Below are 17123 nucleotides of genomic sequence, written 5' to 3'. Positions count from 1 at the left end.
CTCACCTCCTGGGGAGCAGCAAGGAACGGTGCCATTCGAAGAAAGCGGGAAGGACGGAGCGAAGGACACGGAAAGCTGATATTCCACCGCGCACCGTGCCGATCCGGACGAGTTCATGTTCAGGAGCGTCCACGACCACCCGGACGGCCGCAACGGGGCGCTCGCCCGCCCGCACGGCGCTCAGGAGCGTGGCCGCCGACTCCATGTCGACCGCGATCGCGCCGGTCGCGAGCAGTTCGGACCGTTCGTGACCGCGCACGACGTGGTCGGAGCCGGTGAGCGGCCCGGTGTGCACGGTCCGCCCGGGCACCGCCCGGCCCAGTTCCTTGACCAGCAGCTCCGTCCCGACGCAGGGGGTCGTGGAGCGCGGGTCGCGGGTCTCCTCGGCGACGACCAGGTCGCCGGGGTGCATGCCCGGCGCGAGCCCCGCGCAGAAGCCGGTGGCCAGCACGGCGGCGTCGCGCAGGGCCGGGTCGGCGAGCACGCGCGTGACGGACCGCTCGGCCGCCGCGGGCCCCATGCCCGTGCGCAGCACGGTGACCGGCCCGCCGGCGCCGCCCCGGCCGCCCGCGCGCAGGGCGAACTGCTCGATGCCGAGCGCACAGGCGATCAGCAGCGGGGCCGGAGCGGGCTGAGTGCTCATTCAGCTCCCTTGGCCTCGGCGAGCGGCTTCCCGGTCTCTCCGCTCCCCCGCAGCTTCGCGGCGAAGGGCTCTCCGTGCAGGTACCGGCCGAGCGCGGTGAGCGGGAACACCTGCCGGTAGAGGTGGTAGTTGATCGAGAAGTCCCACGGGAAGCCGGTCCCCGTGAAGTAGGGCTCGTCCCAGGAGCCGTCCTCCCGCTGGGTGGCGGCGAGCCACTCGACGCCCCGCTCGACGGCCTTGGAGTCCCGCTCCCCCGCCGCGAGCAGCGCCATCAGCGCCCACGCCGTCTGCGAGGCGGTGGAGGCGCCCTTGCCGCTCCATTCCCCGGCGTCCTTGTAGGAGCGCAGGTCCTCGCCCCAGCCGCCGTCGTCGTTCTGCACCGACTCCAGCCAGGCCACCGCCCGCCGGATCGCCGGGTGCGCGGCGGGGACGCCCGCGGCGACCAGGGCGGGGACGACGGACCCGGTGCCGTAGACGTAGTTGACGCCCCAGCGCCCGAACCACGAGCCGTCCGGCTCCTGCTCGGCGAGCAGCCACTCGATGCCGCGCCGGGTGCGCGGGTCGTGGGCGAGGCCCTCGACGGCGAGCATCTCGACGACGTGCGCGGTGACGTCCGCGGAGGGCGGGTCGATGACCTCGCCGAAGTCGCAGAACGGCAGCCGGTTCGGGAAGGGGCTGGTGTTGTCGACGTCGAAGGCGGCCCAGGCGCCGTTCTTCGACTGCATGCCGAGGGTCCAGCGCAGGGCGCGCCCGATCGCCTTGTCGACCCGCTCCGGGTCGTGGTGGACGATCCGGCGCAGCGCGAGGACGACCTCGGCGGTGTCGTCGATGTCGGGGTAGTTGTCGTTGTGGAACTCGAACGCCCAGCCCCCGGGCGGCAGTTCCGGCCGCCGTACGGCCCAGTCGCCGGGCCGGACGATCTCCTCGCCCAGCATCCAGTCCGCCGCCTTGACCAACTGCGGGTGGTCGGGGGGCAGTCCGGCGTCGACCAGCGCGATCGCGGCCAGGCAGGTGTCCCAGACCGGCGACTGGCAGGCCTCGATCATGCGGGCCCCGTCCTCGCGCCACACGGCGAACCGGTCGAGGGACGCCAGCCCCTCGCGCATCACGGGGTGCTGGAGGTCGTAGCCGAGCAGGTGCAGCGCGATGATCGAGTAGACGGCCGGGGGCTGGATGCCGCCCCAGCAGCCGTCGTTCTCCTGCCGCTCGATGATCCAGCGGGCGGCGCTGTTCATGGCGGCCCTGCGGAGTCTGCGCGGAGCGACCTTCCGCAGGATGTGCAGGGCCTTGTCCATCCGCTGGAAGGCCCCGTCCCAACTGAGCCGCGGGGCAAGGGCCCTGGGCGGGTTCGGGCGGGCCGGGTCGGTGTGCAGCTCGTCGAGCGGGAAGGGCGCGGGGCGGACCGGCCGCTTGGCGGAGACGATCGTCAACGGGACTATCGTCTGCCGGGCCCAGCAGCCGAAGTCGTAGATGTTGAGCGGCAGCCACTTGGGGAAGAAGATGAGCTCCGGCGGGAGTTCGGGCAGGTCCTCCCACTTCCACCAGCCGAACAGGGCCAGCCAGATCCGGGTGAAGACCCGGGCGGCGGCGATGCCGCCCTGCGCGCGGATCCAGGCGGAGGCCTTCGCCATGTGCGGGGCGTCCGGCGCGTCCCCGGCCAGGCGGAGGGCGACGTAGGCCTCGACGGTGGTGGAGAGTTCGCCGGGGCCGCCGTGGAAGGTGCCCCAGGTGCCGTCCTCGCGCTGCTCGCCGCGGATGAAGAGGGCGGCGGCCTGCGTGGTCTTCTCGTCGCGGATGCCGAGGAACTGACGGAGCAGCAGGTCCTCGGCGTCCATCGTGACGTTGGTCTCGAGGTCGCCCTTCCACCAGCCCTGGGCGTCCTGGCGGGAGAGCAGGAAGTCGGTGGCGCGCTGTGCGGCGCGGGCGGCGGCTTCCGGTGCTCCGGCCGCCGCGGGCATGTCGGTGTCGGTGTCGCTGGCCGCGGCGGCCCGGGGTGGCAGGGCCCCGGTGCTTCCGTCGGTCGTCGCTGTCATGGCTTCCCCTTCGTGCAGTCCTGCAAGGTGTGCATCTGCTGTGGGTCCGCCGTCGGCCGGTGTCACGAGGAGACTCGCGGCACCGGCCGGCGACTACGCGAGGGTTATTCGGCCGATAGTGATCATCTCTTCCGTACGACGACGAAGTCCGCGAGTGCCGTGAACTGTGCCCGCACCCGGTCGGGCATGTCGACGGCGTCGAGGGCCTCGATGGCGATGGTGTGCTGACGGCGTGCCTCTTCGGCGGTCCACTCGCGGCCGCCCGCCTCCTCGATGAGGGCGGCGCGGGCCGCGAACTCCTCCTCGGAGAAGTTCTCGAAGTCGCTGGCCTTGGCGTCGGCGGCGAGCATCTCGCCGAGCCGCTCGGAGGCGGGGCCGCCGGCCGCGAGCGCGGCGACGACCGGCAGGGACTTCTTGCGCTGGCGCAGGTCGCTCCAGGTCTGCTTGCCGGTGGAGACCGGGTCGCCCCAGATGCCGAGCAGGTCGTCGACGGCCTGGAAGGCGAGGCCCAGGTGGTAGCCGTACTTCTCCAGCGTGTCGGCGGTGCGGTCGTCGGCGCCGCCGAGGACGGCGCCGATGGAGCTGGCGCAGGCGAGCAGGGCGCCGGTCTTGTTGCCCTCCATCTCCAGGCACTCCTCGACGCTGACGCGGTCGCGGTGCTCGTAGGAGATGTCCTGCGCCTGTCCGTCGATCAGGGCGCGGGTCGCGGTGGTCAGGCGGCGGGTGGCGCGGCCGGCCTCGACGGTGCCGAGTTCGAGGAGGACCTCGTTGGCGAGGGCGAACAGGGCGTCGCCGACCAGGATGGCCTGGGCGGGGCCGTGCACCTTCCAGACCGTGTCGCGGTGGCGGCGCTGCTCGTCGCCGTCCATGAGGTCGTCGTGGAGGAGGGAGAAGTTGTGGACGAGCTCCACGGCGACGGCGCCGGGGATGCCGGTCTCGGGAGCGGCTGACATGACCTCGGCGGACAGTACCGCGAGGGCGGGGCGCACGGCCTTGCCGCCGTCGCCCTCGGCGGGCCTGCCCTGGGCGTCGATCCAGCCGAAGTGGTAGGCGGCAACGGTGTCCATGGGAGGTGCCAGGCGGTCGATGGCCGCCCGCAGTACCGGTGTGGCCAGGGTCCGGCCGCGCTCCAGCAGCGCGGTCACGTCCACCGCCTCGGCAGTCTTCGAGGCCGGGGGAACAGTGGGCACAGTCTCTCCTCTTGTCGCGGTACCGGGGGTGCGGGGGCCGCCTGCCGCGTCGTGCCGAGCGAGCATCACGCCGCCTCCTCGAACTCGAAGAGGTGCTGCGGGCGGGGCCGGCCCAGGGCGCCCAGCACGGCGTCCGCCGCGCTCACACCACTGCGGACCGCACTCTCCATGGTCGCGGGCCACCCGGTGGCGGTCCACGCTCCGGCCAGGTAGAGGCCGGATGCCTTGGTGCGGGCACCGGGCCTGAGGCGCCCGACGCCGGGGGTGGGAGCGAACGTCGCCGTGCGCTCCCGGGTGACGAAGAAGTCCCTCACTTCGGCGCCGCGGGTCAGCGGCAGCAGCCGCTCCAGCTCCGGCAGGTACCGCTCGCGCAGCGCCGCCACGGGCGCGTCGATCTCGTCCTGGGCCGCCGACTGCGACAGGGCGAGGTACTGCCCCTCGCGCAGCCCGGAGGCCTCGGTCCGGTCGAAGACCCACTGCACCGGGCTCCCGAGCGCGGTGAAGAACGGCCGGCCGAGCACCTTCCGGTCGTACACCACATGGACGTTGAGGATCGGCGCGGTGCCGATCCGCAGGAGCCGGTCCGGCGCGTCGAGGGCGCCCTCGGGCAGCAGGTCGTGCGCCTCGCGCTGCGGTACGGCGAGCACCACCGCGTCCGCTTCCAGCGTCTCGCCGGGAACCTCGACCCTCCACCGTCCGTTCATCTCCGCGGAGACGGAGGTGACGCGGGTACGGACCTCGGTACGGACGCCCGCGGCGTCGAGCGCCTTGCGGGCCAGCCGGTCGTGCAGGTCGCCCAACGGCACACGCGCCCAGCCGATGTCGGCCGCGCCCGGGTCGGACAGCAGACCGGTCTTGAACACCATCGCGGCGAGCCCCAGGGAGGCGTCGGAGGCGACCGCGTTGAGGGTGGCGACCCCGACCAGGTCCCACAGGGCCTCGACGGCGCGCGCCGACTGGCCGTGCGCGGCCAGCCAGCTGCCGAAGTCCTGCGTGTCCAGCGCGGGGTCGGCGAGGTCGAGCCCCTTCAGCGCGAGCGCGGCCCGGCCCACCTTGGCGCGGTCGGCGAGCGACAGGTGCGGATAGGTGGCGAGGCTGCGCCCCAGGTGCAGGGGCACGGGCAGCGCGTCCCGCCGCAGCCTGCCGAGCCGCCGCCCCGGGGGCCGCGCGACGTCCAGGACGGGCACGTCGAGCCGGTCCTGCAGCGGGGCCAGTGCCGCGCCCTCGATGCGGTCGAGGAACCAGCGGTAGGCGGTGCAGCAGCGCAGGTACACGTGCTGGCCGTTGTCGACGGTGAGGTCGCCGCGCTGGAAGGAGAAGGCCAGGCCGCCCAGTCTCGGCCTGCCCTCCAGCAGGGTGACGCGCACCCCGGCGTCGGCGAGCGCGAGCGCGGTGGTGATGCCGGCGAGTCCGCCGCCCACCACGACGGCGTGCCGTCCGTCCGCGACCGGTCCGTGGGACCGCGTGCCGTGGGCCCTCGTGCCGTGGGTCATCACGCACCCTCCCCTGCGCGGCGGCCGCGCCACTCGAACGCCGCACGACCGGCCGTCTCCGTCAGGGACGCGGGCCCCGGCCGGAGGGTTGCCCGCCACTTCGTGCCGATGCCGGCGTCTGTGTGCGTCACGCACGCCTCCTGACGGTCCGTCGGGTCACATGCCGGGCGTCCAGGCCGGACAGGCCGCGTACGGCGACGTACGCCTTCTCCCGGCCGGGCAGGGAGACCCGACCGCGCAGCACGGCCTCCGGGTCGCGCTCGATGCGGTCGAGGAGGCGGCGGTAGATGCCGGCCATGGCGGCGACGCAGGCGCCGCTGCGCCGGTCGAGCATGGGCAGCAGCCGGTAGCCCTCGGCGAAAAGAGCGCGGGCCCGTCGCACTTCGAAGTGCACGAGGCCCGTGAAGTCGGAGCCCTCCGGTGGCCGTGGCCCGCTGAAGCCGGCGGAGCAGCCGAATTTCGCGAGGTCGTCGGCGGGCAGGTAGGTGCGTCCGCCCACGGCGTCCTCGCGGACGTCCCGGAGGATGTTGGTGAGCTGAAGCGCGAGCCCGAGCGTGTCGGCGTACTCGGGCGCGCGGTCGACGCCGCGCGCCCCCGGTTCCGTGCCGAACACGCCGAGCGAGAGACGTCCGATGGCGCCCGCCACGCAGCGGCAGTAGACCTTGAGGTCGTCCCAGGTCTCGTAGGTCTCGCCGCGGACGTCCATCAGGACGCCGTCGATGAGTTCGTCCAGGCCGCCGAGCGGGATCGGGAAGTGCCCGGCGGCGTGCGTGAGGGCGACGGCCACCGGGTCGGTGTCGTCCTCGTCGACCTCGCCGTCCCGGATCCGGGTGAGCAGCGCCCGGGTCTCCTCCAGCCGGGCGACCTTGACGTCGTCGGCGAGCGCGCCGTCGCCGATGTCGTCGACCCGCCGCGAGAACGCGTACAGCGCCGACATCGCACGGCGCTGGGGCGTCGGCAGCAGCCGGATGCCGTAGGCGAAGTTACGGGCCTGACGCCCGGTGACGGCCTCGCAGTAGCTGTAGGCGGCGAGTACCGGTGGGGACGCGTGTGGTTCCGACTCCACGGTCCGGATCACCCCTCTCCTCGCAGAGTCACGCCCACCTCACGCAGCAACTGGACCTTGCCGGGCTTGGGCGGGCCGGGAAGTACGTCGTAGTCGGCGGCGGCGATCGCGTGCAGAGCCGCCCTTCCCCCCGCCACGAACCCTGCGAGCAGCAGCTTCAACCTGCCGTGGACGCTACCCACCAGGGGGGCGCCTTCATTCAGGAGATCCCGGGCCCTTTGCGCTTCGTACGCAATCAGCGCACGGACCGACGCTCCGGCGGTTTTCGTGGCGAGATCCGCCTCCTGGACGTGAAAACGCTTCATGTCGGCGGCGGGCAGGTACACGCGGTCGCGGCCGAGGTCCTCGGCCACGTCCTGGAGGTGCTCGACGATCTGGAGGGCGGTGCAGATCATGTCGGAGCGGCGGATCCGCTCGGGCGTCGAGGTGCCGGTGACGGCGAGGACGAGCCGGCCGACGGGGTTGGCCGACAGCTCGCAGTAGGCGAGCAGGTCGTCGTAGGTCTCGTAGCGGCCGACCAGCTGGTCCTGGCGGTTGGCGGCGATCAGGCCGAGGAACGGCTCGGGGGTCAGGGAGCAGCGGCGGACGGTCGGCTGGAGGCGGCGCAGCAGCGGGTGGCGGGGCGTCGCGTCGAAGACCCTGCGCAGGTCGGCCTCGAAGGCGTCCAGCAGGACCAGCCGGTCCTCGGTCTCCTGCGGGGAGACGCCGAGCAGTCGGGCGTCGGCGCCGCCGGGGGCCAGGTCGCCGTCGCCGATGTCGTCGACCAGGCGGGCGAAGCCGTAGACGGCCATGAGGTCGGTGCGCCAGGCCCGGGGCAGGAAGAACGGGGCCACCGGGAAGTTCTCGCCCGCGGCCTTGTCGAGGGTGCCGCGCTCCGGGTCGCGGGGGCGCGCCGTGCCGGTGCCCGTCACCAGCGGCTGCCCGGTGCGGGGACGGCACGTGCTGTGTGGAGCTGGGGAGTTTCCGTAGCCATTGCCGTCACATCTCCCGTTCTACACTGCCGACCCAATGCACACTATTTCGGACACGCCGCCCGGCCGTCCGCACGGCGGTGCGACGGGCGGTGTCGCGCATTATCGCCCTGATTGCCGTGTTTCGGGACCGGTACAGCTTACGTTGTACAACGCATCGAGGATCGTCAGGGTGTCCCGCACATCACGAGAACACACCGATTGGCCCCAAGATTCCTCAAACCGGCCGGAGTTGACGTTTCCTTTGCAGACGCGGGGCCCCGCCGGAACAGTTCCGGCGGGGCCCTGGCCGAGCCGGACTACTTGCCGGTGAACTTCTCGTACTCCTTGAGCACCTCGTCGGTCGGGCCGTCCATGCGCAGCTCGCCGCGCTCCAGCCACAGGACGCGGTTGCAGGTGTCGCGGATGGACTTGTTGTTGTGACTGACCAGAAACACCGTGCCGGCTTCCTTGCGCAGCTCCCGGATGCGGTCCTCGGAGCGCTTCTGGAACTTGCGGTCGCCGGTGGCGAGGGCCTCGTCGATCATCAGGACGTCGTGGTCCTTGGCGGCGGCGATGGAGAAGCGGAGCCGGGCCGCCATGCCGGAGGAGTACGTCCGCATGGGCAGGGTGATGAAGTCGCCCTTCTCGTTGATGCCGGAGAAGTCGACGATGTCCTGGTAGCGCTCCCTGATCTCCTCGCGGGACATGCCCATGGCGAGCCCGCCCAATATGACGTTGCGCTCGCCGGTGAGGTCGTTCATCAGGGCCGCGTTGACGCCGAGCAGCGAGGGCTGGCCGTCGGTGTAGACCTTGCCCCGCTCGGCGGGCAGCAGGCCGGCGATGGCGCGCAGCAGGGTCGACTTGCCGGAGCCGTTGGAGCCGATGAGGCCGATGGCCTCGCCGCGGTAGGCGACGAAGGAGACGCCCCGCACGGCGTGCACCTTGCGCACGCCCCGCTCCTCGCCGCGCTTCATGATGCGGCTGAGGGCGGCGGTGGCGCTGCCCTTGCCGGTCTTGGCGCCGTTGACGCGGTAGACGATGTGCAGGTCGTCCGCGATGACGGTGGGGATCCGCGCGTCCTGGTTCCGCTCGGCGTTCTGCTCAGCCACGGCCGTACCTCTCCTCCGCCTTCCAGAAGTACACGAAGCCGCCCAGGGCGAACAGCACGGCCCAGCCGCCCGCGGCCGCCCAGACGTGGTCGGGCAGGTACGTGGAGTCGTACGCGTCGATGAGGGCGAAGCGCATCAGGTCCATGTAGATCGCGGCCGGGTTCCACTGCAGGACGTTCGCCATCCAGGACGGCTTGTCCGCGAGGAAGATCGGGATGGAGAACATCACGCCGGACGCGTACATCCACGTCCGCATCACGAACGGCATCAGCTGCGCGAGGTCGGGGGTCTTGGCGCCCGCCCGGGCCATGATCAGCGCGAGGCCGGTGTTGAAGCAGAACTGCAGGACGAGGACCGGCACGATCAGCGCCCAGGACAGGTCCGGGTAATGGCCGAAGCCGATCGCCACGGCGAACAGCACGATCATCGAGAAGAGCAGCTGCTGGAGCTGCTGCAGCGCGAAGGAGATCGGCAGGGAGGCGCGCGGGAAGTGCAGGGCGCGGACCAGGCCGAGGTTGCCGGAGATCGCGCGCACGCCCGCCATCACCGAGCTCTGCGTGAAGGTGAACACGAACACGCCCGTGACCAGGAACGGGATGTACACCTCGCGGGACATGCCCCGGTCGGCCTCCAGGAGCAGGCCGAAGATGAAGAAGTACACCGCCGCGTTCAGCAGTGGCGTCGCCACCTGCCACAGCTGGCCGAGCTTGGCCTGGCTGTACTGGGCGGTCAGCTTCGCCTGGGAGAAGGCGATGATGAAGTGGCGCCGTCCCCAGAGCTGACGGACGTACTCGATGAGGGACGGCCGGGCGCCACTGACGCTCAGCCCGTGCTTGGCGGCGAGTTCCGCCGCCGTGAGGCCCTCGTCGGGCGCCGCCGGCGCGCTCACCGCGACCGGGGCGTCGTGCGTTGTCTCACTCACTAGTGGAAACTTTCGTCTTCGAGATGCGCGGCCTGTGCGGGCCTGGCATGAGCCGGGGGCCAGGGTACGGCCCGGGTGCTCCCGGACACTCCGGATACGAGCTTGTCAGATCACCGGGGGCCGGCCCAGCCGGGTCAGCCGCCACACCGTACGCCACTTCATGGGCCGGCGGGGTCCGCACGGGGTGGTCCAGCCCTCGCGGAAGCCGCCGAACCAGGCGCGCAGGGCGCGGCGGGAGGGGCGGCGCAGAAGGGTGAGCAGCAGCCACACGCCGAGGTAGACGGGGACGAGGGGCGCGGGGAGGTTGCGGCGGGCCAGCCAGACGCGGTTGCGGGCGACCATGCGGTGGTAGACCGCGTGCCGCGAGGGGGCGGTCGTCGGGTGGTAGAGCACCATGTCCGACCGGTAGTCGATCATCCAGCCGGCGTCGAGGGCCCGCCAGGCGAGGTCGGTCTCCTCATGGGCGTAGAAGAACGCGTCGGGCAGGCCGCCGACGTCGGCGAAGACGCGGGTGCGGACGGCGTTGGCGCCGCCCAGGAAGGTGGTGACCCGGGAGGAGCGCATCGGGTCCGCGGCGCGCAGCCGGGGGACGTGGCGGCGCTGGGTGACGCCGGTGTCCGGGTCGGCTATGCGGAAGCTGATGATGCCGAGCTTCGGGTCGGCCTCGAACGCCTCGCGGCACAGTTCGGCGGTGTCGTGGCTCGCGAGGAGCCCGTCGTCGTCGAGGAAGAGCAGGATGTCGACGTCCCGGCCGGCCGGGCCGAAGGCCTCGATGCCGACGTTGCGGCCGCCGGGGATGCCGAGGTTCTCGGGCAGTTCGATCGTGCGGACGCCCTCGGGGACGTCCGGGACGGGCGAGCCGTTGCCGACGACGACCACCTCGACCGGGTCGCCGTCCTGCTTGGCGACCGAGTCGAGGAGGGCGCGCAGCTCGTCGGGGCGGTTGCCCATGGTGATGATGACGGCGCCGACCTTCATGCCGCTCACTTCAGCCTGCTCGAAGCGAGGATGGAGACCAGGTGCAGCAGCGTCTGCACCAGGGCGATGCCGGCCAGCACGGCCACGCCGAGCCGGGAGAAGAACAGGTCGCCGCGGACGTGGTCGACGATCGCCAGGACCAGGATCAGCAGGGACGCCTCGATGCCGAGGATGAGGCGGTGGAACTTCAGGGCGGCGGCGGCCTTGCGGGCCAGCGCCATGCCGGAGGAGCGCATCTCGGCGGCGGCCTCCTTGACCGGCGGCTTGCCGGCCTGGTGGCGGGCGACGCCGACGAGGTCGGTCTCGGCCTTGATGAGGATGGCGCCGAGGGCGGCCAGGGTGCCGAGGAAGGCCCACAGCCAGTCGATGCGGCCGCTGCCCCACAGGTCGGCGGCGCGCAGGCCGAAGCCGGTGAGCACGGCGGCGTCGGTGAGGTAGGCGCCGACGCGGTCCAGGTAGACGCCGTTGAGCGAGTACTGCTTCTTCCAGCGGGCGATCTCGCCGTCGACGCAGTCCAGCAGCAGGTACATCTGGACGCACACCACGCCGAGCACGGCGCCCGGGATCCCCGGCACGAGCAGTGCCGGGGCCGCGAGCACACCGAAGACGGTCATCAGGTACGTGAGCTGGTTGGGCGTGACCCTGGTGTTGACCAGGTAGCGGTCGACCCGCAGGGACACCTCGCGCATGTAGAGGCGTCCCATCCAGTGCTCACCGCTGCGCCGGTCCTTCACCCCTGCGGGGTGAACGACGGGGCGTAGTTCAGCTACCGATGGCCTTGACATAGTCGGTGTAGGTGTCCTTGATCTGTTCGGTGTTCAGGTCGAGGTGTTCGAGGATGGTGTAGCGGCCGGGCCGGGTCTCGGGGGCGAACTCGACGGCCTTGACGAACTCGTCCGTGGTGAAGCCGATCTCGTCCGGCAGCACGGGCAGACCGTGCCGGCGCAGGACTTCCGCCATGTACGCCGACTCCTCGTGCGCCCCGCGCAGCCACATCGCGAAGGCCGCGCCGAGACCGCACTGCTCGCCGTGGGCGGCGGCCCGCTTCGGGTAGAGCAGGTCGAAGGCGTGGTTGATCTCGTGGCACGCCCCGGAGGACGGCCGCGAGTCGCCCGAGACCGACATGGCGATGCCGCTGAGGACGAGCGCCTCGGCGAGCACCTGGAGGAAGTCGTTGTCCCCGATGCCGCCCGGGTGCCGCAGGACGGCCTCCCCGGCCTGGCGGGCCATGGCCGCGGCCAGGCCGTCGATCCGCTCGCCCTTGACCCGGTTGGCCAGCTCCCAGTCGGCGATCGCCGAGATGTTGGAGACGGCGTCACCGATGCCGGCGCGGACGAAGCGGACCGGGGCCTCGCGGATGACGTCCAGGTCGATGACGACCGCGATCGGGTTCGGCACGCCGTAGGAGCCGCGGCCCGCGTCGTTGTCGAGGGTGGCGACCGGCGAGCACAGGCCGTCGTGCGCGAGGTTCGTGGGCACGGCGACCAGGGGCAGGCCGACGCGCGCCGCGGCGAACTTGGCGCAGTCGATGATCTTGCCGCCGCCGAGGCCGACGACCGCGTCGTAGTGGCCGGCCTTTATGTCACTGGCCAGCCGGACAGCGTCGTCGAGGGTGCCGCCGCCGACCTCGTACCAGGTGGCGCCGGGCATGCTCGGCGAGATGCGCTCGCGCAGCTTCGCGCCGGAGCCGCCGCTGACGGCGACGGCGAGGCGGCCGGAGTGCGAGATGCGTTCGTCGGCGAGGACGCACGCCAGGTCGTCGAGGGCACCCGGGCGGATGTCCACGACGAGCGGCGAGGGGATGAGCCGGGTCAGTACTGGCATGCGATCTCCCGTCCACGGGCGAGATCGTCGTGGTTGTCGATCTCCACCCACTTGACGTCGCCGATCGGCGCCACGTCGATCCGGAAGCCGCGGTTCACCAGCTCCTGGTAGCCGTGCTCGTAGAACTGCTGCGGGTCGGTCTCCCACACGGTCTTGAGCGCGTCGGCCAGTTCGGGGGCCGCGTCGCCCTCGATGAGGGTGACGCCGATGTACTCGCCGGTGGCCTCAGCGGGGTCCATCAGCTTGGTGATCTTCGTCATGCCCCGGGCGGGGTCGACGACGACCTTCATCTCCTCGTCGGCCAGGTCCTTGACCGTGTCCAGGGCGAGGATGATGCGACGGCCCTCGCCGCGCGCGGCGAGCAGCGTCTTCTCGACGGAGACCGGGTGGACGGTGTCGCCGTTCGCGAGGATCACGCCGTCCTTGAGGGCGTCACGCCCGCACCACAGGGAGTAGGCGTTGTTCCACTCCTCGGCCTTGTCGTTGTCGATGAGGGTGAGCTTGAGGCCGTACTTCTGCTCCAGCGCGTCCTTGCGCGCGTAGACGGCCTCCTTGCGGTACCCGACGATGATCGCGGCTTCCGTGAGGCCGACCTCGGCGAAGTTGGCGAGGGTCAGGTCGAGAACCGTTGGTTCGCCCTCTATGCCCGCGGGCCCCACCGGCACCAGCGCCTTGGGAAGGCTGTCGGTGTAGGGGCGCAGACGCCGTCCGGCGCCGGCCGCCAGCACGAGGCCGATCATGCGGGTTCTCCTTCATCGTGTACGGCGGGCGCCCCTGCGGACACCCAGAAGCGGATGCTCTCGACGAGCACCACCAGGGCCACGGCCACGGCGAGAGCCGTGAGCGCGACCGTGAACTGCGAGGCGGTGAGCAGCGCGGCGAGGACGGTGACGAGCAGCGTCCGTCCCTCGTGCCCCCCGAGGGAACGCACCAGCCAGGCGGGGGGCGCGCCGGCGTTGCCGCGGATGCGGTACACCGTGTCGTAGTGATGGTAGGCGACCGCGGCCACCAGCCCGAAAGCCGCAGGAAGGGCGCCGTTCACGTCCGCCTTGGCTGCGAGGACCAGGACGGTGACGTATTCGGCGGCGCGGAAGAGCGGGGGGACGAGCCAGTCGAGGGCGCCCTTGAGGGGCAGGGCGACGGCCGCGGCGGAGGTGAGGACGTACAGCGCGGCCAGCGCGACGGGCAGGGCGCTGCCGTACCCCTCCAGGGCGGCGGCGAGCACCACCAGCGCGGCGCCGGGCAGGGCGACGAAGGCGCGTGCCCCGAGCGGCCCCTTCGCGGGCAGCCTGCGCAGTACCGAGGCCAGCCCGGCTGCCAGCGGCCCGCTGTCGGCCAGGTCGGCCAGTGCCCGGGCGGCCCGGTCGGTCCGCCGGGCCTTGCGGGTCAGGGAGCGCAGGACGCGGCCGGCCGTGGTGTACGTCGCCGCGAAGGCGCAGCCGATGAGCAGCGCGTAGAAGGTGATGCGCGGGGTCGTGGCGGCCGTGAGGACCGCGATCATCGCCCAGCGCTCGCCGATGGGCAGGACGATCATGCGGCGTACCCAGACCGTCCAGCCGACGCTGTCGAGCTTGTCCGAGAGGGCGGCGGTGGGGCTGGTGTTGGCGGTGGCGTCGTGGTTGGCCTCGTTGAAGGAGAAGTCCACGACGTGCCGGCAGGTCTGCAGGACCATCGCGCCGAGGGCGAGCGCCCAGACGTCGTCGCCGCCACGGGCCGCGCCGAGGGCGAGTCCGGCGTAGTAGGCGTACTCCTTGGCCCGGTCGAAGGTGGCGTCGAGCCAGGCGCCGAGCGTGGAGTACTGCAGGGAGTAGCGGGCGAGCTGGCCGTCGGTGCAGTCCAGCACGAAGGACGCGATCAGCAGGACGCCGGCCGCGACGAAGCCGCCGCGGGTGCCGGTGGCGGCGCAGGCCGCCGCTATGAGCGCGGTGAGCAGGGAGGCGGTGGTGACCTGGTTGGGGGTCAGGCCGCGGCGGGCGCACCAGCGGGCGATGTACCGGGAGTACGGGCTGACGCAGTAGGTGGTGAAGAAGCCGTCGCGGGCCTTCACGGCCGACTTCAGGCGGACGGCCTCGTCGTCCACGTCGGCCACCGCCTGCCGTGCCTCGTTGCGGGCCTGCGGGTCGGCGGGGACGGCGGCGACGAGGCTGCCCAGCTCCGGGCGGTGCACGTCGGTGCCGTCGGCGTCCAGGGCGGTGAGGATGCGGTCGGCGAGGCTGCCGACGAGGGTGGTGCCGGCGCCGGCGGAGTTCTCGCGGGCCATCGCCCGGGTCAGGGCCTGGCGGCCGGCCGGCTGGGCGGTGACGGCGCCGGGGATCGCGGCGAGCGGGAAGCGGGGGTCGGTGAGGCCGAGGCGCAGCGCGTGCACATGGCCCACGAACCGGGCGTCGACCAGGGCGACCCGCTCCTCGAACGGCACCTCGGCGAGCAGCGTCTCGGCCTCGGCGGCGTCGGCCGCGGTCCGCACGTCGAACCCGAGGGACCGCAGGTCGCCCTCGATCGACGATCCGGGGACCGGCTGACCGGTGAGGATGGCGGTCGACAACCGAATTCACTCCCTGGGTACCGACGCGTCCGCGCCAGTGAGGTGCATGGTGGGGGCGCCCGCGCCGGTGGCTCCCGGGCGGCATGTCGGCAGAGGCTATCGGATGCCGGGAAGGCCACGTTCACCGCCCGTTCGGCGGATGGATCGACGTGGTTCGCACAGACCCCTGCCGCGATCATCATCGTGGATCCGGGGCCCGCCCCACAAACCGCGCCGCACAGACCGGACATCGGGGACATCGCGCGGGCTCCGGCCGTGGCCGCATAGGGTGGACGACCATGACTTGGCTGATCACCGGCGGGGCCGGCTACATCGGGGCCCACGTGGCCAGGGCCATGACGGAGGCCGGCGAGTCCGTCGTCGCCCTGGACGACCTCTCGGCCGGGGTGCCCGCCCGGCTGCCGTCCGGCGTCCCGCTGATCGAGGGCTCGTCGCTCGACGGGGACCTGCTGAAGCGGGTGTTCGCGGAAGCCGGCGTGACGGGTGTGGTGCACCTCGCGGCGCGCAAGCAGGTCGCCGAGTCGGTGGCGCAGCCGACCCGGTACTACCGGGAGAACGTCGGCGGTCTGGTGACCCTGCTGGACGCGGTCGCCGAGGCGGGGATCGAGCGCTTCGTGTTCTCCTCGTCGGCGGCCGTGTACGGCGACCCGGGTGTGGACCTGATCACGGAGGAGACGCCCTGCGCCCCGGTGAACCCGTACGGCGAGACCAAGCTCGCCGGGGAGTGGCTGGTGCGGGCGGCGGGCCGGGCGCACGGGATCTCCACCGTCTGTCTGCGGTATTTCAACGTGGCGGGCGCGGCGGCGCCGGAGCTGGCGGACACGGGCGTGTTCAACATCGTCCCGATGGTCTTCGACCGGCTGACCCGCGACGAGGCGCCGAGGATCTTCGGCGACGACTACCCGACCCCGGACGGCACGTGCATCCGTGACTACATCCACGTCGCCGACCTGGCCGAGGCGCATCTCGCGGCGGCCCGGCGGCTCGCCGGGGGCGGTCGCGCCGGTGATCTGACGGTCAACATCGGGCGCGGCGAGGGCGTCTCGGTGCGCGAGCTGATCACGGTCATCGGCGAGGTGACCGGTGACCGGCGCCCTCCGGTCGTCGAGGGGCGCCGCCCCGGGGACGCGCCCCGGGCGGTCGCGTCCGCCGCGCGGGCGGCGGAGGAGCTCGGCTGGACCGCCCGGCGCGGGGTGCGCGAGATGGCCGAGTCGGCGTGGCGGGGCTGGCTGCTGCACCACGGCTCCGGAAACGGCTCCTGAGGCACTGAGGGTGCCCTGACCTGCGCTTCGTTTCCGCAGGTCAGGGCAGATGACAACGGTGTTCAGTGCCGCGTTGCACATACCCCCTCCCCGTAGTTCACTGGGGTGCCCGAGCACGATCAGGCGGACACCGGAGGGTGGCTTTTCATGGGGGCAGGGCACGATCACGGGCACGCGCACGGCGCGGCGGCCGGCGGTACGGCGACCTCGGCGTACCGCGGCCGGCTGCGGGTCGCGCTGGCGATCACGCTCGGCATCGTGGTCGTCCAGATCGTCGGCGGTGTCCTCGCCGACTCGCTCGCGCTCGTCGCGGACTCGGCGCACATGGCGACCGACGCCCTGGGCCTGGGCATGGCGCTGCTCGCGATCCGCTTCGCGAACCGCCCGCCCAGTGACCGGGCCACCTTCGGCTACGCCCGCGCCGAGATCCTCGCCGCCCTGGCCAACTGCCTGCTGCTGCTCGGGGCCGGCGGGTACGTCGTCTACGAGTCGGTCCAGCGCTTCATCACGCCGGCCCACACCGAGGGCCGGCTGACCGTGGTGTTCGGTGTGATCGGACTGGTGGCCAACCTGGTGTCGCTGTCGCTGCTGATGCGCGGGCAGAAGGAGAGCCTGAACGTGCGCGGCGCGTTCCTGGAGGTGGCGGCCGACGCCCTCGGCTCGGTCACGGTGATCGTCTCGGCCGTGATCATCATGCTCACGGGCTGGCAGGCCGCCGACCCGATCGCCTCGCTCGTCATCGCCCTGATGATCGCGCCCCGGACGTGGAAGCTGCTGCGCGAGACCCTCGACGTGCTGCTGGAGGCGGCGCCCAAGGGCGTCGACATGGCGGAGGTACGGGCCCACATCCTGGCGACGGAGGGCGTGGAGGACGTCCACGACCTGCACGCCTGGACGATCACCTCCGGCATGCCGGTGCTGTCGGCGCACGTGGTGGTCAGCTCGGAGGCGCTGAGCGCGATAGGCCACGAGAAGATGCTCCACGAGCTGCAGGGCTGCCTCGGTGACCACTTCGACGTGGAGCACTGCACCTTCCAGCTGGAGCCGGGCGGGCACGCCGAGCACGAGGCGCACCTCTGCCACTGACGCGCCGCCTGACGAGGCGCCT

15 protein-coding genes are annotated in these 17123 nt (G+C 72.2%); 2 read left to right on the top strand and 13 right to left on the bottom strand.

Annotated elements, in window-relative coordinates; translation table 11 throughout:
- Position 1 precedes the first annotated feature (1 nt).
- From C1703_RS34790 to C1703_RS34730, 13 genes are all read right to left on the bottom strand, one after another.
- Positions 2-643: a 1-hydroxy-2-methyl-2-butenyl 4-diphosphate reductase gene (locus C1703_RS34790; protein ID WP_114256568.1), complete on the bottom strand. Its 642-nt coding sequence runs from the start codon at positions 641-643 to the stop codon at positions 2-4.
- Positions 640-2676 carry a squalene--hopene cyclase gene (gene shc / locus C1703_RS34785; RefSeq protein WP_114256567.1) on the bottom strand — a complete coding sequence of 679 codons (2037 nt, stop codon included), beginning with the start codon at positions 2674-2676 and terminating at the stop codon, positions 640-642. Before shc ends, C1703_RS34790 begins: the two co-directional genes overlap by 4 nt.
- Before the next feature lie 122 nt (positions 2677-2798).
- Positions 2799-3866 (bottom strand): polyprenyl synthetase family protein, encoded by a 1068-nt coding sequence (locus C1703_RS34780; RefSeq protein WP_198678352.1) that lies wholly within the window; start codon positions 3864-3866, stop codon positions 2799-2801.
- A 65-nt stretch (positions 3867-3931) separates the two neighbouring features.
- Positions 3932-5359 (bottom strand): hydroxysqualene dehydroxylase HpnE, encoded by a 1428-nt coding sequence (hpnE, locus tag C1703_RS34775; RefSeq protein WP_114256565.1) that lies wholly within the window; start codon positions 5357-5359, stop codon positions 3932-3934.
- 127 nt (positions 5360-5486) lie between these two features.
- On the bottom strand, positions 5487-6437 hold the full coding sequence (gene hpnD / locus C1703_RS34770) for a presqualene diphosphate synthase HpnD (RefSeq protein WP_114256564.1): 951 nt from the start codon (positions 6435-6437) through the stop codon (positions 5487-5489).
- Complete coding sequence (gene hpnC, locus C1703_RS34765; RefSeq protein ID WP_114256563.1) at positions 6434-7336, bottom strand: squalene synthase HpnC; 903 nt, start codon at positions 7334-7336, stop codon at positions 6434-6436. Before hpnC ends, hpnD begins: the two co-directional genes overlap by 4 nt.
- A gap of 359 nt (positions 7337-7695) precedes the next feature.
- Positions 7696-8487 (bottom strand): ABC transporter ATP-binding protein, encoded by a 792-nt coding sequence (locus C1703_RS34760; RefSeq protein ID WP_114256562.1) that lies wholly within the window; start codon positions 8485-8487, stop codon positions 7696-7698.
- On the bottom strand, positions 8480-9409 hold the full coding sequence (locus C1703_RS34755; protein WP_114256561.1) for an ABC transporter permease: 930 nt from the start codon (positions 9407-9409) through the stop codon (positions 8480-8482). Before C1703_RS34755 ends, C1703_RS34760 begins: the two co-directional genes overlap by 8 nt.
- A 105-nt stretch (positions 9410-9514) precedes the next feature.
- A complete protein-coding gene (locus tag C1703_RS34750; RefSeq protein WP_114256560.1) occupies positions 9515-10387 on the bottom strand; it encodes a glycosyltransferase in 873 nt (290 codons plus the stop codon).
- 5 nt (positions 10388-10392) lie between these two features.
- Positions 10393-11172 (bottom strand): CDP-alcohol phosphatidyltransferase family protein, encoded by a 780-nt coding sequence (locus C1703_RS34745; RefSeq protein WP_114257740.1) that lies wholly within the window; start codon positions 11170-11172, stop codon positions 10393-10395.
- Entirely contained in the window at positions 11150-12211 is a 1062-nt protein-coding gene (locus C1703_RS34740) for an iron-containing alcohol dehydrogenase family protein (RefSeq protein WP_114256559.1), read from the bottom strand. The genes C1703_RS34745 and C1703_RS34740 overlap by 23 nt, the downstream gene beginning before the upstream one ends.
- Entirely contained in the window at positions 12199-12951 is a 753-nt protein-coding gene (locus tag C1703_RS34735; RefSeq protein ID WP_114256558.1) for a phosphocholine cytidylyltransferase family protein, read from the bottom strand. The genes C1703_RS34740 and C1703_RS34735 overlap by 13 nt, the downstream gene beginning before the upstream one ends.
- The gene (locus C1703_RS34730) at positions 12948-14753 is read right to left on the bottom strand and encodes a DUF5941 domain-containing protein (RefSeq protein ID WP_114256557.1); all 1806 of its coding nucleotides are present in this window, start codon (positions 14751-14753) and stop codon (positions 12948-12950) included. The genes C1703_RS34735 and C1703_RS34730 overlap by 4 nt, the downstream gene beginning before the upstream one ends.
- A gap of 278 nt (positions 14754-15031) precedes the next feature.
- On the opposite strand from C1703_RS34730, the gene galE reads away from it, so the two are divergent.
- Positions 15032-16015, top strand: a complete 984-nt coding sequence (gene galE, locus C1703_RS34725) for a UDP-glucose 4-epimerase GalE (RefSeq protein ID WP_114256556.1) — start codon at positions 15032-15034, stop codon at positions 16013-16015.
- A gap of 147 nt (positions 16016-16162) precedes the next feature.
- The gene (locus C1703_RS34720) at positions 16163-17101 is read left to right on the top strand and encodes a cation diffusion facilitator family transporter (RefSeq protein WP_114256555.1); all 939 of its coding nucleotides are present in this window, start codon (positions 16163-16165) and stop codon (positions 17099-17101) included.
- Positions 17102-17123 lie beyond the last annotated feature (22 nt).

Origin of the sequence: Streptomyces sp. Go-475, assembly GCF_003330845.1 — a bacterium.
GTDB lineage: Bacteria > Actinomycetota > Actinomycetes > Streptomycetales > Streptomycetaceae > Streptomyces.
The sequence above is the reverse complement of the archived record's forward strand: the minus strand, read 5'-3'. Positions and strand labels throughout refer to the sequence as shown.